Raw genomic sequence first — 19,719 nt, forward strand, 5'->3', positions numbered from 1 at the left:
GGGCCGCAGCCCTGCTCAACCCGCTGTCACGCTCACCGCCCCGGAATCGCTCGGGGCGTGCTCGGCGTCGCCGCTGTACTTCGCGGAGGCGGTATGCCGGCCCGGGCCGAGCTCGACCTGCACCATGGCCTTTCCGGCGGACATCGGGATCGGGCCGGAGGAGGCGTCGTCGACCGTGAAGGTCACGCTGCCGGTGGCCGCCGAGGCGCCGCTCCCGCGGTGGGCCGGCGACACCCGGGCCGACATGGTCACGATGCCGTCGCTGTTGGATACGGACAGCCTGGTGACCGTCTCGGACATGCCGGCCGCAGAGGATGCCGAGGATGTCTTGGAGCCGGAATCCTGCCGACCGTCGGAGGAACCGGACCCGGTGCTGTGCGAGGCGACCTTCGCGCCATGGGCGGCAGTCCGGCCCGAGGTGGTCGAGGAGCCGGAGCCGGTGTGTCCGGCCGCGTGCCCGCCGGACCGGCTGCCGCCGGCATGTCCGGTCGCGTGAGAAGCCGAGTGACCCGCACCGGTGTGCCCCGGCGAGCGCGAGCCCGAGCCCGAGTGACCCGTGCCGCTGCGCCCGGCGGAGTGCCCGGCGGAGTGTCCGGAGTGCCCGGTCGCGTGTCCCGGGTGTCCACTCCGGTGGCTGCCGGCCGTGGTCCCGGAGTGCCCGGAACCCGGGCCCGGACCCGCAGGCTGCCCGGCGGCGAACGCCACCCCCGGCGTCAGCACCATCGCGGCCGCTGTGGCCGCGACCACCGCCCCCGAGTAGCGGCGGGTGCGGGATGTGGTCAAAGTCGTGCGAAACATGATGTCCTCCAGATCGTGGTGATCGGTGACCATCCGGTCCGGCGACGGGGCGTCGGCGCGGTTCCCGGTGGTGAGGACAACTCTCCCGGATATCCACAAACCGGACATCCGTCATCCTGCTGAGATCAGACTGCGGTGATCAGACGAGGCCGAACGGGTGACAACGGGCCCGCCCGGTCACTCCTCGTCGAGGAATCCCATCCGCCGGCCGAGCACCGGATCGGTCTCCCACCAGGGGCGGGTCCGCTTCGCCTCCTCGCCGCTGGCGGCCGCGCCGACGGTGGCCGGAGAAGTATGAGAAATAGACGCGGGCGTGGACGCGTCTACGTCATCCGTCTCGGCACCGGTTCCGCTGCCTGCGACAGCGGCAGTGGCAGCGACACCAGCGGCGGCCGTCGAAGCGGTCCCGTAGACGATCGCGCCCTCGGCCTCCAACGCGTCCAGCTCCGCGTCCACCTCGGCGGCCCGGTCACGGTCCTCGTCGAACATCCGCCGCCACAGCGCCCCGAGGAACGGCACCCCGGCCAGGTCCCCGATCAGCCACAGCGCCCCGCCGCCCCACACCTGGTCCTGCCTCGGCGACAGCCCGCCCGGCCGGTTCAGCGCCGTGTACCAGTCCCCGGCGACCAGGTGGTGCCCCAGCATCAGCGTCAGGCCCAGCGCGCCGTCGGCGATCGCCTCCGCGAACGTGATCCACACCGACACCAGGTGCGGGTACTCCTTCGGCACCGGGTCCAGGCGCAGCCGCGTCCAGTAGTAGAAGAACCCGAGCGCGCTCAGCGCGAAGCTCAGGACCCACGCCGCGCCCCGCGAGCGCAGCGTGTCCTCGTAGATCGGCGAGAAGTAGACGGTGAACGGCGTCACCAGGAACACGATCGACACCACGGCCGGGAACGTCAGCAGGGCCGCGATCCGCGTCGCCAGCACCCGCCGCACCGCGCCGGCCAGCCATTGCGGGCCGCCGTCGATCGCCAGCGTCAGCGGCATCCCGAGCGCCAGGAACAGCGGCACCACCATGAGCAGGGTGATGATCTGCACGGCCCGCGGCCAGAACATCACCTGTTGGTACACCGCCAGGAACGACATCGTCGTCCAGGCGAACAGCGCCAGCCCGATGACGAAGACCACGGTGCGGTGCACCGGCCAGCGCGTGCCGCGGCGCCGCGCCACGACCGTCCCGGCCACGTAGAGCGCCGCGACGACCAGCAGGATCGCCCCGACGTATGGGTTCAGCCGCCACGCCGAGCCCACCTGGGCCCCGCCCAGCGGAGCGGGCATCGGAACGGCCGTCAAGGCTGGCGTCACCATGGGTCCTGGCCCCTGCTCATATCGACGTGCGTGGTGGTTCCGCCCTGAAAAGGACGGGAAGCGCAGCCATTTTATGACTGCGCTTCCCGGTCTCGGCGGGCAGGTCCCGCGGACCCGCCGCGTTCACCTCCGAGCGGACGTCAGCCGCTCACCGCCGAGTTGTAGTCGCTGATCAGCTTCGAGATCTTCGTCGAGGCGTCGGACAGCGCCGAGTCCGCCGACGTGCCGGTGGTCGCCACCGACAGCATCGCCTGCTCCAGGTCGGCCCGCGCCTGCGGCATCACGCCGAGCAGGCAGCCCGCGGTGGCGGCGCTCGGCTGGGTGGCCTTCAGCTCGTCGATCGCGGTCTGGAACTGCGGGTGCGCCTGCCGGTAGGCGACGTCCGTCGGGTCCTGCAGCGCCGAGACGCTGACCGGGAAGTAGCCGGTCGCCTGGTGCCAGGCGGCCTGCTGCTGCGCCGAGGCGGCGAACTTCGCGAACTCCCACGACGCGCGGACCTCGGCGTCGGAGTGCCCGACGCGGTCGATCCACAGCGAGGCGCCGCCGATGATCGGGCCGCCGGTGTCGGAGGCCGAGACCTTCGGGAACGGCGCGGTGGCCACGGTGAACGGCGAGGACGCCTTGGAACCGGCGTCCACGTAGCCGCCGAGCACGCCGGTGGACTCCAGGTTCATCGCCACCTTGCCGGCCTTGAACGCGGCCTGCGCGTCCGTGGTCGGCCGGCCGGTGTTCAGCGCCTCGCCGCTCTTGACCAGCCCGGACCACCAGTTGGTGTAGGTGAGCGGGGCGCCGGAGGTGATGTTCAGCTTGGTCGCCGGCGCGGTGCGGCCGTTGCCGTTGTCGCAGTACAGCGAGCCGGACTCGGCGGCCAGCTGCTCCACGAACCAGCCGTAGTCGGCGGCGCCGAAGCCGTACTGCGTGGTCTTGCCGCTCCCGTCCTTGACGGTCAGCTTCTGCGCGTCGGCGGCCAGTTCGTCCAGGGTCTTCGGCGGGTTCGACGGGTCCAGCCCGGCCTTCTTGAACGCCTCGACGTTGATGTACAGCAGCGGCATCGAGGAGTTGAAGGGCATCGACTCCAGCTTGCCGCCGACCGTGTAGTAGTTGGCGATGTTCGGCTGCAGGTCGGCCAGCGAGTAGCCGTCCTTGGCCGCGAGGTCCGCGACCGGCACGGCCTGCTTGGAGTCCACCATGAACCGGGTGCCGACGTCGTAGACCTGCATGATCGACGGCGTGGTGTGCGAGGACACCGCCGTCTTGTACTTCGCGATCGCGTCGTCGTACGAGCCCTGGAAGCTGTCCGTGACGTGGATCTTGCCCTGGTACTTGGCGTTGAAGGCGTCGACGATCGCGGTGACCGCCTTCTGGTTGGTGCCCTGCATGCTGTGCCAGAAGGTCAGGTTCACGACCCCCTTGGCGTTGGTCAGCGCGTCGGCGCCGGGGACGCCGCCCCCGGCGGACGAGCCGCCCTTCGAAGACGACGAGCTGCAGGCCGTCAGCGCGACTCCGGCGGCCAGCAGGCCGGCGGCCACACGCAGCGAGCGCGTGCGGAGTGTTCTCCTCATTGAGGTTCTCCCCTGTTGATGGTGAAGGTGGCGATGGTGCGTGGGTGAAGCGGCTACTTGACGGCTCCGCTGGTCAGGCCCTTGACGATGAACTTCTGGCCGAACACCACCAGCAGCAGCGTCGGCAGCACCGAGCAGGCGACGCCGGCCAGGATCAGCCGCGGGTCGGCGGACTCGGAGTTGTTCAGCTGCGACATCCCCAGCTGCAGCGTCTGCATCTTGGGGTCGTCGGTCACCAGCAGCGGCCAGAAGTACTGGTTCCAGGCGGACAGGAACGAGTACACGGCGATCGCGGCGATGGTCGGCCGCGACACCGGCACGACGATCCGCCACAGGAACCGCAGGTGCCCCGAGCCGTCGATCTTGGCCGCGTCGCGCAGCTCCATCGGGAACTGCAGGAACGACTGCCGCAGCATGAAGGTGCCGAACGCGGAGGCCAGGAACGGCAGCACCAGCGCGAAGTAGGTGTTCGCCAGGTGCGCGTTCGAGATCGTCTTGTAGTTGGGGATGATGATCGCCTCCCAGGGGATCATCAGCGTCGCCAGGAAGAGCCCGAACACCGCCGTGCGCCACTTCACCGGCAGGAAGACGAACGCGTACGCGGCCAGCAGGGAGGTCGCCAGCTGGGCGACCGTGATGATCACTGCCACGACCACGCTGTTCAGGTACTGGCGTGCCAGCGGGATCGCGTGGAAGACGTCCACGAAGTTCCCTGGGTGGATCCCGGAGGGGACCAGCGCCGGCGGGGCCTTGATCAGGTCCCGGGTCGGCATGATGCTGCCGGCCAGCGCGTAGTAGACCGGGAACACCACCGCGAGCGCCGCGATGATAAGCACCAGATATACGAGGACCTTCGCTATGCGGTCCTTCACGAGCGCGCTCACCGGTAGAACACCTTCCGCTCCAGCACCCCGAACTGGATCGCGGTGAGTACCAGCACGATGAACAGCAGCACGATGGCGTAGGCGCTGGCCGTGCCGAGGTCGCTGTTCCCGTTCTCGAAGCCCTTGTTGTAGATGGCGTAGACCAGCGTCATCGCCTTGCCCTCGGGGCCGCCCTCCGGAGCGAGGATCCGGATGGCGGTGAACGCCTGGAGGGAGTTGATGGTCGAGACCACGGTGAGGAAGAACAGCTGGGGCGAGAGCAGCGGCACCAAGATGGAGCGGTTCAGTCTCCAGCCGGTGGCACCGTCCAGGCGCGCCGCCTCGATGATGTCGCCGGGGACCGCCGCCACGCCGGCGGACAGCACGAGCACGTTGTACCCGAGCGTCATCCACACCTGCACGACCACCACGGACAGCAGCACCCACCTGGGGTCGGTCAGCCAGCCCACCGGCCTGGTGCCGAAGTGCGCGAGCATCCCGTTCGCGATGCCGACCGCCGGGTTGTAGATCACCGCGAAGATCACCGAGGCGCTCGCCGCGGAGAAGGCGAAGGGCAGGGCGAACGCGCTGCGGAAGATCCGGATGCCGCGGATCCGCGACTCCATCAGAAGGACCAGCGCCAGCGCACCGAGAACGCCGGGGATCACGGTCATCACCGTGAACAGCGCGGTGGTCCCGAGGACTTTGTAGAACCCGGAGTCGGAGAACATGTCGCGGAAGTGCTTCAGCCCGACGAAGCGCGAGGAGTTCCCGAAGATGTCGCTGCCGTGGGTGCTCAGGACGAACGACTCCACGAGCGGGTACAGGATGAACATCCCGAATACCGCGAGCGACGGCACGAGGAACAACCAGGCCAATCCGTGGTCGCGCGACAGGAAAGCGGACCGGCGTCTGGCGCCTCCACCCCTTGTCACCATCGGTATCGCGTCAGCGTCCTGTGACGCCCCGTCCAACGCGGTCAAAACCCCACCCCTCTGATCAAGTGCTTGAATCGAGAACCCGTTGACAGCCCGAGGATCCCCGTTCCGCAGATCAGCGTGGCGGCGGCTGTCGAACGATCGGTTGCGCCGAGGAATACCCCAGGCGACAAGTTCCCCGGAGAAGGCGCGTGAATCCCGTCCGTGACGGTGCGCTTGTCAGGGCGGGCCCGAAAGGGGCGATGTTTAGGGATCTTCCAAACCCGGCGTCCGGTTCCCCGCCCGAGCAGTGGTAGCGCGCGGACGGACGAGAGCCCTTTCCGGCAACCCTCGTCGTGTATTAGAAGTCTGAGTAGGGCATCCTAAGTACAGGCGGTGGGTGCGCGTCAGCGGGCCCGATCACGATGGCGCGGTCGGTTTCCGGCGTTCCCGGGACGGCTGCGTGCTTTGCAGAAAGGGCCGTTGACATGCGCGGACGGGACTTCGGCGTCGCCTACGGCGCGACGCTGCTGGGATTAGTGCTCGCGTTGTGGCTCGGGGGGATCCAATCGGCCACCGTCGTCGCGATGCTGGCCGTGCTGGAAGTGGCGCTGTCGTTCGACAACGCCGTGGTGAACGCGACAGTGTTGCGCCGGTTCGACGCACGGTGGCAACGCATCTTCCTCACCGTGGGCGTCCTGATCGCGGTGTTCGGGATGCGGTTGATCATCCCGATGGTGGTCCTGGTGGCCGTCACCCGGCAGGATCCGCTGCACGTGGTGAGCCGATCGGTCAGTGATCCGAACGGGTACGCGCACGAGATCCTCGGCGTGCAGCCGCTGATCGCGGCGTTCGGCGGGGTCTTCCTGCTGATGATCTTCATGGACTTCTTCCTCAGCGGCCACGACCAGATCTGGCTGCCGTTCTTCGAACGGCGGCTGGCCGCGGTCGGCGAGCGGTTCAAGCCGCTGGCGCTGGAGACGTTCCAGGTGGTCGGCGTCGTCCTCTTCCTGCTGATCGCCTCCCGGACCTTCGCCACCGACCATCCGGTGGGCGTCCCGGTGGCCGGCATCATCGGGCTGGTCACCTACTTCGCCATCAAACGGCTCTCGGAGGCCGCGGCGGACCGCAGCGAGGCGCTGGCCGAGGAGGCCGACGCGCGACCACCGCACGGCCGCCAGGCCCTGATGCTGTTCATCTACCTGGAAGTCCTGGACGCCACCTTCTCCTTCGACAGCGTCATGGGCGGCTTCTCGGTCACCGTCGACATCGCGCTGTTCACCATCGGCCTGGGCATCGGCGCCGCGTACGTCCGCAGCCTGACGGTGTTCCTGGTCCGCAAGAAGGCGCTGGACCGCTACGTCTACCTCGAACACGGCGCGTACTACTCGATCGGCGTGCTCGCGGTGCTGCTGCTGGTGGAGATCGGCCCGGATGTGCCGGACTGGCTGGCCTCGCTGGCCGGCACCTCGATGATCGTGGCGGCCTTCATCCATTCGGCGGTGAAGGCGAAGGGGGAAGAAAGGGCGGGCGCCGACCACCGCGCGTTGAAATCCTGACGGACGCGCCGCGCGGCGCGTCGGCCGACGCCGGAACCGACGTCGAGCCGCCCGCCGCGACCCCGGCGCCCTCAGGAGGACGCGTGGTGCCCGCCGCCCGCCTTTCCAGCGTTGTGCACAGCGACGGCGACCCGCCACGTCTGGAGCATGACGAGCTCTGAAATGCGCCACCCCTTCCCGGTCCGGCGGAAGGTGACGGAGTAGTAGCCCCCGCCGGGGTTCCACATGTCGCCCTTCTGCCCCGGGATCCGTACCGACATCGGGTTGAAGAAGTGCGCCTCGGCACAGGCGCTGTCCTCGTTGATGTCGAAGCGCCGGTTGACGATGAGGTGCGCCCGCACCGGGACCTGGGTCAGGGACTTCTCCAGCCACTGCTGGGCGTCCTCGACGGAACCGCGCGGACCGCCGCTGGACTGGTAGTCGAAGACCGCGTCCTCTGTCGACAGCCGTGTGAGTTCGGTCACTTGGTCGGTGTCGATCGCCACCGCGTAGGCCGTAAGCAGGTCGTCGAGAGCGAACCGGTCGGCCAGAGCGCGCTCGCTGTACAAAGGAAACCTCCAAATGAACGTGCATCCGCAGGAGTAGACCTGTTGTGCATGGGGCATGACTGCCAAGGCACGGACAGCAGGGCAACTGTACCGACGGCGGGGGAGCCGTTCCGAAACGGAACGTAGCGCGCCACAACGTGAGAGGTGATGGAAGTGCTCGGGGTCGGGCGGGAGCCGAGGAACGGCTACCGGATCACCTTCGCGGTGCCTACGAGGTCCGAGGGGGCCTCGGCGGCACGCCGGGTGGCCCGCGAGGTCTTCGTCGACTGGGGCCTGGACCTGGACGAGACGATGGTCGACTCGGCCATCGTGATCATCAGCGAGCTCGTCACCAACACCGCCAAGCACGCGGCGCTGTTGTGCCGCCAGGCCGAGGTGACGTTGGCGCTGGAGTACGGCTGTCTGACGGTGGCCGTCCACGACCGCCATCCGCATCGGCCGAAGGCCTTGCTCAGTCCGCATCCCGACGACAGCGGCGGCTGGGGCCTGCAGCTGGTGCGGGATCTGACGGCGGAGGTCGGCGGTCGGACCGAGGTGCCGGCCGATCCGGACGGCGGCGGGAAGACAGTACGGGTCGAGCTGCCTTTGCACGCGAACAGGTACTGGGAGTTCGAGAGTACTGTCGGGGCGGCTTAGGTCGGCCTCCCTCATAGGAACCCCCACTGCGAAGCGAACTGAAGTGAACTGAACTGAAGCGAACTGAATGGTGCGCACCCCGATTCTCCGGGAAGCGCACCATTGTCGTATCAGCAGTCATGCCAGCTTTCCAGTGCCGGTTCTCCAGGGGCCGGTTCTGCAGGGCCGGCTTTCCAGCCCCGCGTTCCAGCCCTGCGTTCCAGTACCTCAGCGCTACTTCTGCTTCGGCTGGCCCACCGGCCGGATCGCCAGCCACGCCCCCGCGACGCACACCATGGTCAGCGCGGTGAGCGCGGCGATGTCGCCGTACCAGGTGCCGGCCTTGTGGGCCTGCGTCGCGTCGCATTTGGCGCCGGGCAGCGGACCGCGCGGAGAGGTGTCGTTGCAGCCGGTCCCCAGGAGCACGTCCGCGTTCGCCGTGGAGGCGGCCGCCGAGTAGCCCCACTTGGCCGAGGCCAGGTAGCTGGCCTGCTCCAGACCCGGGGTCTTGTTGACCGGGAAGGCCGAGCCGGTGAACAGGAACTCGGCGAACAGGATGACCGGCAGGATGGTCAGCGCCTTGTCGGCGTTGGACACGAACGCGGAGATCAGCAGGCCCAGGGCCATCGCGGCCAGACCGGCCAAGGCGACGTCGACGAACAGTTCGAGCTGGCCGGAGGAGAACACCGAGCCGTTTCCGGGTCCGCCCTGCCGCACGATGCCCAGGAACACCAGGACCGCGGCCTGGGCGATGGTCAGCAGGCCCAGCAGGATCACCTTCGACAGCACATACGCCGACGGCGAAAGCCCGATCGCTCTCTCCCGGGTGAGGATCGGTCTCTCCTTCACGATCTCGCGGATCGAGTTGGAGGCGCCGAGGTAGGTCGCGCCGAGCACCAGCGCCAGCAGCACCGAGCCGGCCTTGCGGGAGGCGACCGGATCGGTCGTGGACAGGTCGTGGGAGCCCAGCACCGCGAGCATCAGCAGGCCCAGGATCGGCGCCTGCATGAACAGCATCGCGGTGTTGCGCTTGTCGGCCCATACGACCGAGCTGAACCGCTTGAACAGGGTGGCCAGCTGATGGCCCCAGTGCGGGTTCGCCGCCGGGACCGCGGCCTGCTGGGCGTTGGCCGTGGCGTTCACCTTGTTCAGCTGCGCGCCCAGCGGAGCCTGGACGTACTGCTGGTCCGCCGGAGAACCGGCGAAGGCCTGTTGCGCGAAGCCGGGCGCGGCGCGGTCCAGGTCCTGGAACACCTCTGCGTAGGTGCTTCTGCTGAAGAACTGCAGAGTCTCCGGCGGCGGACCGAAGAACGCGGTCTGCCCGCCGGGCGCCAGGAACAGGATGCGGTCGCAGCGGTCCAGGCTCTGGATGCTGTGCGTAACGGTGATGACCGTGCGGCCGCCGTCGGCGAGCCTGCGCAGCAGGTCCATCACGGACTTCTCGTAGCCCGGGTCCAGGCCGGAGGTCGGCTCGTCCAGGATCAGCAGGCTGGGCCGGGTCAGCAGCTCGATCGCGACTGAGGTGCGCTTGCGCTGGCCGCCGGAGAGCTTCTCCACGGCCAGATCCCCGCGCTCGGTCAGGCCGAGCTCGGCCATGACCTCGTCGACGCGGGCGTTGCGCTCGGCCGCCGGGACGTCCGGCGGGAAGCGGAGCTGCGCGGCGTAGCGCAGGGCGTCGCGGACCTTCAGTTGCGGGTGCAGGATGTCGTCCTGCGGCACATAGCCGACGCGGTTGCGGAGCTCTGCGTAGTTCGCATAGAGGTCGCGGCCGTTATAGAAGACGGCGCCACGGTCCGCGGGGCGGTTGCCCGTCAGAGCCTTCATCAGCGTGGACTTGCCGGCGCCGGTCGGGCCGAGCACCGCCAGGAAGTCGCCGCCCTCCAAGGCGAAGCTCACGTTGTCCAGCAGGACCTTGGGCCCGGCCAGCACGCCGAGGTTCGCCGCGGAGAAGGTGATCCCGCCGGTGTCGACGAACTCCTGGAGAACGCCGTTGTGGAAGCGCAGCAGGTGCCGCGCTATAGCGATGATCGCGCCTTCGCGGACCTCTGCGCGGTTGATCCGCACGCCGTTCAGGTACGTGCCGTTGTGGCTGCCCTTGTCGACGATCTCGAAGCGGCCGCCCTTGAACTGAAGTTCCGCGTGGAAGCGGGAGGCCTGCAGGTCGTGCAGGACGATGTCGTTGGCGGCGTCGCGGCCTATTCGCAGTGTGTTGGAGGCCTGATAGACGCCGGTGTACTCCCCGAGGCGCGGTTGCTGCGGCTGCTGCGCGGGGTTGTGCTGGGGGACGTACGGGACGGCCTGCGCGACGGCGCCGGGCTGCTGTCCCCAGGGCTGCTGCGACGGGACACCGCCGCCTATATGCGCGGCTGCGTGGGGAGCGCCCATGGGAGTGAACACCGGAGCACCTGGCGCAGGTCCCTGAGGTGCGGGCTGGCTATGCGGTCCAGGCTGTGCCGGCTGCCCTTGCGGGCCGGGCTGTCCCGGCTGCCCTTGCTGCCCTTGCTGTCCGGGCTGTCCCTGCGGACCGGGAAACGGCTGTCCCTGCTGTCCCTGATACCCGAGCCCGGGCTGAGGCGCGGGACCAGGTTGTGCAGGCTGGGCAGGCTGGGCACCGCCCTGCTGGTATCCCTGCGGCGGCAGATTGGGCCGTTGCGCACCGGGAACGAGGCGTACTTCCTGGCCGTCCACCGGGTGCCCGAGCCGCACCACCACCGGGCCCGGCAGCGCCATCGGCTGCGCCAGGCGGGTGTTCTGCACGAACGTGCCCTGACTCGACGAGTCCTCGAGGATCCACGCGCCGCCCTGGACATAGAGCGTGGCGTGGACCCGGGACGCCCGCGGCTCGGCGACGATCACGTCGGCCTGGTTGGGGTCGCGGCCGATGACGACCCGGCGGGTCCCGTCGAAGACCCGCTCGTTCCCGTCGGGAAGGATCTGCAGGGTCAGCGGTGCGGCCTGTTCCGGTTGCTGGGACACGGGCCCATCATTTCGGCTCGGCCCCCCGCGCTGCAACGCGGGTCCGGAACCGTGAAGTGCCTGTGACATGCGAGATGTCGCAGGTCTGCGCGGTGTGTCCGGGCCCGGCGCCGGTCCCAGGGCGGGGCGTTCCGGGACAGTCGGGACAGTAAGACGACGTAAAGCTCTGAACCCTGTTAGGGGTTATCACCGCTTCCGGCCGACACCGGCGTACATCCAGTACTGATCGATGTCGGCCGGCAGCTCCCCGGTCGGCCGCCAGGCGGGCAGCCGCACCACGCCGGGGTCGATCAGGTCGAAGCCCTCGAAGAAAGAGGTGATCTGCGCGCGGTCGCGGGCCGCGCCCTCGGCTGCCTTCTGGTAGACCTGCAATTTCTCCTGGTCGGCCGGCAGCAGGTCGGAGCCCGCGTGCGAGATGACCAGGAAGCTGCCGGGGGCCAGGTTCTCGGTCAGGGTGGCGATCACGCCGGCCGGGTCGTTGGCGTCCGGGAAGAAGTGCAGCACCGCGACCATCAGCAGCGCGACCGGCCGATCGAAGTCGATGAGCGCGGTGACGTCCGGGTGGGTCAGGATCGCCTTCGGGTCCCGCAGGTCGCCTTCGAAGACCCGGGTGCGCGCCTCGTCCGCGAGCAGAGCCCGGCCGTGCACGGTGACCAGCGGGTCGTTGTCGACGTAGACCACCGAGGCATCGGTGTGCACGGACTGTGCGATCTCGTGCGTGTTCCCGGCGGCCGGCAGCCCTGCGCCGATGTCCAGGAACTGCTTCACTCCCTGCTCGGCCGCGTACTTCACAGCCCGCCCCAGGAACGCCCGGTTGGCCCGCGCCAGTGTGGAGATGATCGGCACCGCCTCGGCGATCTTCTCGGCGACCTCGCGGTCTGCCGGGAAGTTCTGCTTGCCGCCGATCCAGTAGTCGTAGATCCGCGCCGGGTGCGGCTTCGAGGTGTCTATCCGGCTCGCGGCGTCCGTGGTGCTGTCGTTCGCGGACGCGGGGGTCACGGGGTTGGACCAAGGGGTCCCGGCGGCAGAGCTCATGGCGCCGGATTCTACCGACGCTGCACGAGTGTTGATACGACGAACGGGGGAGGACGTTGAGCCCGGTGTGGTCCCTGTCAGCCTTCGACCGCGTCGATGGCCCGGTAGATCCGCTTCGCGGACACCGTCTCCGGCGTCCCGAGCTGCTGGGCGAACAGGCTGACCCGCAGTTCTTCGATCATCCACCGGACACGCCGCACGTCCGGGTCGCCGCGCCGGCCGGCGGGCAGCCGGTCCAGCAGCAGCTGGTACTCGTCCCGGACGTCGTGGATCTGGAACATCAGGAGCTGGTCCTGGTTCGGGTTGTCCGGAAGTTTCTCCAGGCGCCGGTCGATGGCCCGCAGGTAGCGGACCAGGTGCGGGAGCTGGTCGAAGCCGGTCTCGGCCACGAAGCCCTTGTGGATCAGCCCGCTGAGCTGGTCGCGGATGTCGGCCAGGGCGGTCAGCAGGGAGCGGCTGGTGGTGTCCTTGAGCCTGCGCTCCACCTCGTGCGAGACGGACAGGATGCGCTCGACGTTCTGCACCACCTGCATCGAGGTGTCGGCCAGCTCGGCACGGACCGCGTCGAACAGCTTCTGGTACCCCGTCTCGTCCCAGGCCGGGCCGCCGTTCAGGGCGATCAGGTGGTCCGCCGCGCAGGCGACGCAGTCTTCGAGCAGCGCCACGGCGTTGCCGTAGGGGTTGTGGCTCAGCGCCAGCTTCGCCGGGTTGCTGAGCCGGCCGTTGATGTACTTGATCGGCGAGTTGACGTTCAGCAGCAGCATCCGGCGGGTGCCCGCGGCCATCGCGCGGCGCTGGTCCTCGGCGGTGTCGTAGAGCCGGACGGCGACGCTGTCGCCGGCGTCGGCCAGCGCCGGGTACGCCTTCATCGTCAGCCCGCGCCGCTTCTGCTCGAAGGTCCTGGCCAGCGTGCCCACGCTCCAGGTCTTCAGCCCCTCGCGGGCCAGGCCGTCGGCGGCGTCGTTGATGACGTCGCGGGTCTTGACCTTGAGCTGGAGCTTCAGCGCCTCCAGGTCCTTGCCCTCGGCGAGCTTGCGGCCCTTGTCGTCGATGATCCGGAAGGTCATCTTCAGGTGCTCGGGAACCCGCTGCAGGTCGAAGTCCGTCGGCTCGACCCGGTGCCCGGAGACGGCGCGCAGCTCGCGGGCGATCGCGTCCAGCAGCGGACCCTCGTTGGGGATCAGGCTCCGGCGCAGCGCCCGGGCGAAGTTCGGCGCCGGCACGAAGTTCACCCGCAGCTGCTTGGGCATCGCCTTGATGAGCGCGGTCAGCAGTTCCTCGCGCAGACCCGGGATCAGCCAGTCGAAGCCGTCGGAGGAGACCTGGTTGAGGACCGCCAGCGGGATGTGCACGGTGACGCCGTCGGCGTCCGCACCCGGCTCGAACTGGTAGGTCAGCCGGAACTTCATGCGGTTCTGACGCCAGGAGTCCGGGTAGTCCTGCTCCACCACGGCGCCCGCGCCGTCGTTGATGAGCATCGACTTCTCGAAGCTCAGCAGGTCCGGCTGGTCGCGGCTGGTCTTCTTCCACCAGGAGTCGAAGTGCCGCGCGGATACGACGTCGGCAGGTACTCGGTCGTCGTAGAAGACGAAGAGCGTCTCGTCGTCGACCAGGATGTCGCGGCGGCGTGCGCGGTTTTCCAGTTCCTCTACTTCGGCCAGCAGCTTGCGGTTCTCAGAGAAGAACTTGTGGTGTGTCTGCCAGTCGCCTTCGACTAGGGCGTGGCGGATGAACAGCTCGCGCGACACCTCGGGGTCGATGCTGCCGTAGTTCACCTTGCGGGAGGCGACGAGAGGGACGCCGTAGAGCGTCACCTTCTCGAACGCCATGACGGCGCCTGCGGACTTCTCCCAATGGGGTTCGCTGTAGGTGCGCTTCACCAGGTGCTGGGCCAGAGGCTCTGCCCATTCCGGCTTGATGATGGCGACTACGCGGCCCCATAGGCGGCTCGTCTCCACCAGTTCCGCCGCCATGACCCACTGCGGCGACTTCTTAAAGAGGACAGAGCCGGGGGAGATGGCGAACTTCGCACTGCGTGCGCCGATGTATTCGAAGGACTCTGTGTCCTTCAGACCGATGTGCGACAGCAGTCCGCTCAGCAAGCTGATGTGGATCTGGTCGGGGCCGGCCTCGGTGCTGTTCGGGGTGAGCTCCAGCTGCTTGGCGATCTGCTTGAGCTGGCTGTGTACGTCCTGCCATTCGCGGATGCGCAGGTAATGCAGGAACTCGGCTTTACAGAGCTTGCGGAACTGGTTCGAGGAGAGCTCCTTCTGTTTCTCCTTGATGTAGTCCCACAGCTTCAGCCACGCCAGGAAGTCCGAACCCTGCTCCTTGAAGCGTGCGTGCTTCTCGGCGGCGGCCTGCTGCTTGTCCGCGGGGCGCTCGCGCGGGTCCTGGATCGACAGCGCGGCGGCGATGATCATTATTTCCTTCAGCGCGCCGTTGCGGTCCGCCTCCAGGACCATGCGGCCGAGCTTCGGGTCCACCGGGAGCTGCGCGAGCTTGCGGCCGACCGGGGTCAGGCGCTTGCGGTGGTCCTGCTCCTCGGGGTCCAGCGCGCCGAGCTCGTGGAGCAGGTTCACGCCGTCGCGGATGTTGCGCGCGTCCGGCGGGTCCAGGAACGGGAAGGCGGCGACGTCGCCGAGGCCCAGCGCGCTCATCTGCAGGATGACGGAGGCCAGGGAGGTGCGTAGGATCTCCGGCTCGGTGAACTCCGGGCGGGACAGGAAGTCGTCCTCGGAGTACAGACGGATGCAGATGCCGTCGCTGGTGCGGCCACAGCGGCCCTTGCGCTGGTTCGCCGAGGCCTGCGACACCGGCTCGATCGGCAGGCGCTGCACCTTGGTGCGGTTGCTGTAGCGGGAGATGCGCGCGGTGCCCGGGTCGATCACGTAGCGGATGCCCGGGACGGTGAGACTGGTCTCCGCCACGTTGGTCGCGAGGACGACGCGGCGCCCGGCGTGCGATTCGAAGACCTTGTGCTGCTCGGCAGTGCTGAGGCGCGCGTAAAGGGGGACGATCTCCGTGGTGCGGAGATTGCGCTTCTTCAGGGCGTCCGCGGTATCGCGGATCTCGCGCTCTCCAGAGAGGAACACGAGTATGTCGCCGTGGCCCTCCCGGCCGAGTTCGTCCACCGCGTCGCTGATCGCCTGGATCTGGTCGCGGTCCTCGGCGTCGCCGTCCGCGTCGGGCTCGTCCAGGAGCAGCGGCCTATAGCGGACCTCTACCGGATAGGTGCGGCCGGAGACCTCAACGATCGGGGCGTCTTTGCCGTCCCGGTCCGCGAAGTGCCGGGCGAAGCGCTCCGGGTCGATGGTGGCCGAGGTGATGATCAGCTTCAGGTCGGGGCGGCGCGGCAGCAGGTTCTTGAGATAGCCGAGCAGGAAGTCGATGTTGAGCGACCGCTCGTGCGCCTCGTCGATGATGATCGTGTCGTAGCGGCTCAGCGTCCGGTCCTGCTGGATCTCGGCCAGCAGGATGCCGTCGGTCATCAGCTTGACCAGCGTGTTGTCGCTCGAATGGTCGGTGAAGCGGACCTTGTAGCCGACCGACTCGCCCAGCGGCTGCCCCAGCTCCTCGGCGATGCGCTCGGCCACGGTGCGCGCGGCCAGGCGGCGCGGCTGCGTGTGCCCGATCAGCCCGGCGACCCCGCGGCCCAGCTCCAGGCAGATCTTCGGGATCTGGGTGGTCTTGCCGGACCCGGTCTCGCCGGCGATCACCACGACCTGGTGGTCTCGGATCGCCGCGGCGATGTCGTCCTTGCGGGCGCTGACCGGAAGGTTCTCCGGATACGTGATCTTCGGGATGCTCGCCCGGCGGGCCTGAGCCCGCCCCGAGGCGGCCTGGATCTCGGCCTCGATCTCCGCCGCCACCGCCTGCAGCGCCTGCGGGTTGCGGATGCGGCGGGCACCGTCGATGCGGCGCGACAAACGGCGGCGGTCATGCGGCGTCAGCTCCGCGAGGCGAGCGGTGAGCTCGGCGAGCGGAGCCGTCTTGAGCTGAGAGTCCATGGCAGTTCAAGGATAGGGTGGCGGCGGGCTTTACTTCTTCTGGTTATCGCTGGGGCCACGCCGCCGGCGGATGGGAGCACGTGATGGGTTCCGACCAGACGACCAGGGCATCCCTGCACGGGATAGCCGAGCTGCTGCTCGCCGGGCCCCAGTACCGTCAGCACGGCACGATCAGGCTCCGGGTCCTGCCCGGCGCGATCGCCACGATAGCGGCCCCCGACCTGCGCGCCGACCACCTGAAGGTGCGGACGCACGACGCGGCGGTGGAGGTGCGCGGCGCCACCTACGCCGAGATCGGCTCCCGTCTGGGGGTGGTCGCCGGCGCCCCCGAGGGGTTGTACGAGAACGGCTCCGGCGCGCTGCCGTCGGACAGCCCGGTTCTGGACCCGCGCACGGCCCGGACGCTTCTCGCCGCGCTGGATCTCGGCGACCAGAGCCTGCGCCGCTTCGCTCCGCAGCTGACGCCTGTGCTGTGGCCGGAGCACTTCGACGTCGCTGTGAGCCTCGATGAGGTCAACTACGGCGTGTCTCTTGGGGATGACTTCCTGGACGAGCCGTATATGTACGTCGGGCCCTATAAGCCCCACACCGGGGCGTTCTGGAACGCGCCGTTCGGGGCCGGGCAGCCTTTGGGAAAGACTGTCGAGGAAGTTGCGGAGTTCTTCGCACTGGGGCGGAAGGCAGCGGCTGCGGACGCCTGAGCCTCAGCCTTGAGTTCAGCCTCTTAGACCTCGGTGACTTTGCCGGCGTCCACGCTCAGCCGGCGCGTCGTCTGCACGGCCTCCAGCATCCGCCGGTCGTGCGTCACCAGCAGCAGTGTTCCCGGGTAGTTCGCCAACGCCGCCTCCAGCTGCTCGATCGCGGCCAGGTCCAGGTGGTTCGTCGGCTCGTCCAGGACCAGCAGGTTCACGCCTCTGGCCTGGAGCAGCGCCAGCGCCGCGCGGGTGCGCTCGCCGGGGGAGAGCGTCGCGGCGGAGCGCAGAACGTGCTCCGCCTTCAGCCCGAACTTCGCCAGCAGGGTGCGGACCTCGGCCGGTTCCATGTCCGGCACCTGCTCCTCGAACGCCCGCAGCAGGGCCTGCTCGCCGAGGAAGAGCCCGCGGGCCTGGTCGACCTCGCCGACCACCACGCCGGGGCCCAGGGCCGAGCTGCCCTCGTCCAGTGGGAGGCGGCCGAGCAGGGCGGCCAGCAGGGTGGTCTTGCCCGAGCCGTTCGCGCCGGTGATCGCGACCTTCTCGGCCCAGTCGATCTGCAGGTTCACCGGGCCCAGGGTGAAGTCCCCGCGACGTACGACGCCATCCCTTAGCGTCGCCACCACAGCGCCGGAACGGGGCGCCGCGGCGATCGTCATCCGCAGCTCCCACTCCTTGCGGGGCTCGTCCACGACTTCCAGGCGCTCGATGCGCCGCTCCGTCTGGCGGGCCTTCGCCGCTTGCTTCTCGGTTCCCTCCGCGCGCGCCTTCGCCAGGATTTTGTCGTTGTCCGGCCGCTTCTTCAGAGCGTTCTTGACGCCCTTCTCCAGCCAGTTGCGCTGCATATGCACACGCGCTTCCAGACCCGCCTTGGTGTCGGCGTACTCCTCGTACTCCTCGCGCGCGTGCTGCCGCTCGACCTCCCGCTCCCGCAGGAAGTCCTCATAGCCGCCGCCGACCTGCCGGATCAGCTGCTGCGCGAGGTCGAGCTCGACGACGCGGTTCACGGTGCGCGCCAGGAACTCGCGGTCGTGGCTGATCAGGGCCACCGGGGCGCGCAGGCCGCCGACGAAGCGCTCCAGGCGCTCCAGGCCGTCCAGATCGAGGTCGTTGGTCGGCTCATCGAGCAGGAAGACGTCGTAGCGGCTCAGCAGGAGCGAGGCCAGGCCTGCGCGCGCGGCCTGCCCGCCGGACAGCGAGGTCATCGCCTGGTCCAGGTCCACGGCCAGCCCGAGATCGGCGGCCACCGCCTCGGCGCGCTCGTCGAGGTCGGCGCCGCCGAGGCTCAGCCAGCGCTCCAAGCTCTCGGAGTACGCGTCGTCGGCGCCGGGCGCGCTCTCCACCAGACCGGCCGTCGCGGCGTCCAGCGCCTCCTGTGCGGCGGTCACACCGGTGCGGCGGGCCAGGAACTGCCGGACCGTCTCCTCGGGCCGCCGCTCGGGCTCCTGCGGCAGATGGCCGATCGTGGCGCTCGGCGGACTGAGCTGGACGCTGCCGTGCTCCGGCCGGTCGAGCCCGGCGAGCAGGCGCAGCAGCGTGGACTTGCCGGCGCCGTTCACCCCGACCAGCCCGACCACGTCGCCGGGGGAGACCACGAGGTCCAGGCCGGAGAACAGGACGCGGTCGCCGTGGCCGGCTGTGAGTTCCTTGGCGACGACCGTGGCGCTCATGCGGCGTGACTCCTGGAGTGCTGGTGACGTTGGGGGTGGCGTGCGATGTGTGCGTCTTGACGATAGCGGCCCTGTCAGCGGCTCCGCTTAGAATTGCACACATGTTCGACGACGCCTGGTTCCAGGGATCCCTCCTCGACGTCGACACGCCCGAGTCCGTCGGCGCCCTCGGCGCCGCGGTGGAGCGCGTGCCGCTGACCGACGGCGCCTGGCTGGATCTGCGCCGCGGCTGGCTCACCGGAGCGGACGACCTGTTCGCCCGCCTGATGGAGACGGTGCCCTGGCGCGCCGAACGCCGGATGATGTACGAACGCGTGGTCGCCGTCCCCCGCCTGCTCTGCTTCTACGGCGACGGCGAGGACCTCCCCGACCCCCTGCTCACCGAGGCGCGCGCGACCCTCGATCACCACTACGCCCCCGAACTCGGCGAACCCTTCACCACAGCCGGCCTGTGCCTCTACCGCGACGGCCGCGACAGCGTCGCCTGGCACGGCGACACCATCGGCCGCGGCTCGTCCGAGGACACGATGGTCGCGATCCTGTCCCTGGGCACTCCGCGCACACTGGCCCTGCGGCCGCGCGGTGGCGGCACTCCGCCGCTGCGTTTCGAGATCGGCCACGGCGACCTGCTGGTGATGGGCGGCAGCTGCCAACGGACGTGGGAGCACGCGGTGCCGAAATCGGCGCGGCCCTTGGGGCCTCGGATCAGTGTTCAGTTCCGTCCGCGCGGTGTGCGGTGACGGAGTCCGTTGTTCTCTGAACGTGCGAACTGTTCACCATGCCACTGTGCGGAAACGAGAAAACCGCCATCTCATCTGAGATGGCGGCCATTTTTCGTGTGGGCGATACTGGGATCGAACCAGTGACCCCTGCCGTGTGAAGGCAGTGCTCTCCCGCTGAGCTAATCGCCCGTGCCTCATCGTCGCGTGCCCCTTCAGGGCCGTTCCGACGTCCGTAACCTTACCGCATCCCGAGGGTGCCGCGCGCACGCCTTTCCGAGGGGTCCGCGGTGTTGCGGAGTAAGGGTCGGCGACGCGCCGGAAAGGCGTGGAATTCGTCACACTGTGTCACTGGTGGTATACGGTGGGTTCTGTCCCGATTCGGGGGATTGCGCCGCCGGTCACCGGGGCGCCTGCTCGTGCACGTCAAGGTCTTGTCCTCGACCT

Annotated in this window: 14 protein-coding genes and 1 tRNA gene; 4 read left to right on the top strand and 11 right to left on the bottom strand. The window is 69.0% G+C overall.

Annotated elements, in window-relative coordinates; genetic code table 11:
- Window positions 1-15: 15 nt before the first annotated feature.
- The 5 genes from ABH920_RS35495 to ABH920_RS35515 all read right to left on the bottom strand — a co-directional run bounded on the left by ABH920_RS35495 (window position 16) and on the right by ABH920_RS35515 (window position 5,391).
- On the bottom strand, window positions 16-906 hold the full coding sequence (locus ABH920_RS35495; protein ID WP_370353630.1) for an Ig-like domain-containing protein: 891 nt from the start codon (window positions 904-906) through the stop codon (window positions 16-18).
- A 69-nt stretch (window positions 907-975) separates the two neighbouring features.
- Window positions 976-2,076: a cytochrome c oxidase assembly protein gene (locus ABH920_RS35500; protein ID WP_370353631.1), complete on the bottom strand. Its 1,101-nt coding sequence runs from the start codon at window positions 2,074-2,076 to the stop codon at window positions 976-978.
- A 170-nt stretch (window positions 2,077-2,246) separates the two neighbouring features.
- Complete coding sequence (locus ABH920_RS35505) at window positions 2,247-3,668, bottom strand: ABC transporter substrate-binding protein (protein WP_370353632.1); 1,422 nt, start codon at window positions 3,666-3,668, stop codon at window positions 2,247-2,249.
- 53 nt (window positions 3,669-3,721) lie between these two features.
- Window positions 3,722-4,552 (bottom strand): carbohydrate ABC transporter permease, encoded by an 831-nt coding sequence (locus ABH920_RS35510; protein ID WP_370353633.1) that lies wholly within the window; start codon window positions 4,550-4,552, stop codon window positions 3,722-3,724.
- Window positions 4,549-5,391 carry a carbohydrate ABC transporter permease gene (locus ABH920_RS35515; protein WP_370353668.1) on the bottom strand — a complete coding sequence of 281 codons (843 nt, stop codon included), beginning with the start codon at window positions 5,389-5,391 and terminating at the stop codon, window positions 4,549-4,551. The genes ABH920_RS35510 and ABH920_RS35515 overlap by 4 nt, the downstream gene beginning before the upstream one ends.
- A gap of 545 nt (window positions 5,392-5,936) precedes the next feature.
- Here ABH920_RS35515 and ABH920_RS35520 point away from each other — a divergent pair.
- Window positions 5,937-7,007: a DUF475 domain-containing protein gene (locus tag ABH920_RS35520; protein WP_370353634.1), complete on the top strand. Its 1,071-nt coding sequence runs from the start codon at window positions 5,937-5,939 to the stop codon at window positions 7,005-7,007.
- A 71-nt stretch (window positions 7,008-7,078) separates the two neighbouring features.
- Here the strand turns inward: ABH920_RS35520 and ABH920_RS35525 are convergent, their stop codons facing one another.
- Window positions 7,079-7,555, bottom strand: coding sequence for a nuclear transport factor 2 family protein (locus ABH920_RS35525; protein WP_370353635.1), 477 nt, complete (start codon window positions 7,553-7,555; stop codon window positions 7,079-7,081).
- 147 nt (window positions 7,556-7,702) lie between these two features.
- Here ABH920_RS35525 and ABH920_RS35530 point away from each other — a divergent pair, with 147 nt between their 5' ends.
- Window positions 7,703-8,191, top strand: a complete 489-nt coding sequence (locus tag ABH920_RS35530) for an ATP-binding protein (RefSeq protein ID WP_370353636.1) — start codon at window positions 7,703-7,705, stop codon at window positions 8,189-8,191.
- Window positions 8,192-8,404: 213 nt separating this feature from the next.
- Here the strand turns inward: ABH920_RS35530 and ABH920_RS35535 are convergent, their stop codons facing one another.
- The 3 genes from ABH920_RS35535 to hrpA all read right to left on the bottom strand — a co-directional run bounded on the left by ABH920_RS35535 (window position 8,405) and on the right by hrpA (window position 16,191).
- On the bottom strand, window positions 8,405-11,146 hold the full coding sequence (locus tag ABH920_RS35535) for an FHA domain-containing protein (protein WP_370353637.1): 2,742 nt from the start codon (window positions 11,144-11,146) through the stop codon (window positions 8,405-8,407).
- A gap of 186 nt (window positions 11,147-11,332) precedes the next feature.
- Window positions 11,333-12,181 (bottom strand): SAM-dependent methyltransferase, encoded by an 849-nt coding sequence (locus tag ABH920_RS35540; protein WP_370353638.1) that lies wholly within the window; start codon window positions 12,179-12,181, stop codon window positions 11,333-11,335.
- A gap of 77 nt (window positions 12,182-12,258) precedes the next feature.
- The gene (gene hrpA / locus ABH920_RS35545; protein ID WP_370353640.1) at window positions 12,259-16,191 is read right to left on the bottom strand and encodes an ATP-dependent RNA helicase HrpA; all 3,933 of its coding nucleotides are present in this window, start codon (window positions 16,189-16,191) and stop codon (window positions 12,259-12,261) included.
- Window positions 16,192-16,274: 83 nt separating this feature from the next.
- On the opposite strand from hrpA, the gene ABH920_RS35550 reads away from it, so the two are divergent.
- On the top strand, window positions 16,275-16,892 hold the full coding sequence (locus ABH920_RS35550; RefSeq protein ID WP_370353641.1) for a hypothetical protein: 618 nt from the start codon (window positions 16,275-16,277) through the stop codon (window positions 16,890-16,892).
- Window positions 16,893-16,915: 23 nt separating this feature from the next.
- On the opposite strand, the gene ABH920_RS35555 is transcribed toward ABH920_RS35550, so the two are convergent.
- Window positions 16,916-18,553: an ABC-F family ATP-binding cassette domain-containing protein gene (locus tag ABH920_RS35555; RefSeq protein WP_370353642.1), complete on the bottom strand. Its 1,638-nt coding sequence runs from the start codon at window positions 18,551-18,553 to the stop codon at window positions 16,916-16,918.
- A 101-nt stretch (window positions 18,554-18,654) separates the two neighbouring features.
- On the opposite strand from ABH920_RS35555, the gene ABH920_RS35560 reads away from it, so the two are divergent.
- Window positions 18,655-19,293: an alpha-ketoglutarate-dependent dioxygenase AlkB gene (locus tag ABH920_RS35560; RefSeq protein ID WP_370353643.1), complete on the top strand. Its 639-nt coding sequence runs from the start codon at window positions 18,655-18,657 to the stop codon at window positions 19,291-19,293.
- A 99-nt stretch (window positions 19,294-19,392) separates the two neighbouring features.
- On the opposite strand, the gene ABH920_RS35565 is transcribed toward ABH920_RS35560, so the two are convergent.
- A tRNA-Val gene (locus ABH920_RS35565) sits at window positions 19,393-19,464 on the bottom strand.
- Window positions 19,465-19,719: the final 255 nt, after the last annotated feature.

The sequence above is a fragment of the Catenulispora sp. EB89 genome (assembly GCF_041261445.1).
GTDB lineage: Bacteria > Actinomycetota > Actinomycetes > Streptomycetales > Catenulisporaceae > Catenulispora.

What these genes read in the sequence shown, in the direction of transcription:
- ABH920_RS35530 (WP_370353636.1), top strand. Translation starts at nt 7,703, where the DNA reads ATGGAAGTGCTCGGGGTCGGGCGGGAGCCGAGGAACGGCTACCGGATC.
- ABH920_RS35500 (WP_370353631.1), bottom strand. Translation starts at nt 2,076, where the DNA reads ATGCCCGCTCCGCTGGGCGGGGCCCAGGTGGGCTCGGCGTGGCGGCTG.
- ABH920_RS35505 (WP_370353632.1), bottom strand. Translation starts at nt 3,668, where the DNA reads ATGAGGAGAACACTCCGCACGCGCTCGCTGCGTGTGGCCGCCGGCCTG.
- ABH920_RS35540 (WP_370353638.1), bottom strand. Translation starts at nt 12,181, where the DNA reads ATGAGCTCTGCCGCCGGGACCCCTTGGTCCAACCCCGTGACCCCCGCG.
- ABH920_RS35555 (WP_370353642.1), bottom strand. Translation starts at nt 18,553, where the DNA reads ATGAGCGCCACGGTCGTCGCCAAGGAACTCACAGCCGGCCACGGCGAC.
- ABH920_RS35495 (WP_370353630.1), bottom strand. Translation starts at nt 906, where the DNA reads ATGTCCGGTTTGTGGATATCCGGGAGAGTTGTCCTCACCACCGGGAAC.
- ABH920_RS35520 (WP_370353634.1), top strand. Translation starts at nt 5,937, where the DNA reads ATGCGCGGACGGGACTTCGGCGTCGCCTACGGCGCGACGCTGCTGGGA.
- ABH920_RS35550 (WP_370353641.1), top strand. Translation starts at nt 16,275, where the DNA reads ATGGGTTCCGACCAGACGACCAGGGCATCCCTGCACGGGATAGCCGAG.
- ABH920_RS35560 (WP_370353643.1), top strand. Translation starts at nt 18,655, where the DNA reads ATGTTCGACGACGCCTGGTTCCAGGGATCCCTCCTCGACGTCGACACG.
- hrpA (WP_370353640.1), bottom strand. Translation starts at nt 16,191, where the DNA reads ATGGACTCTCAGCTCAAGACGGCTCCGCTCGCCGAGCTCACCGCTCGC.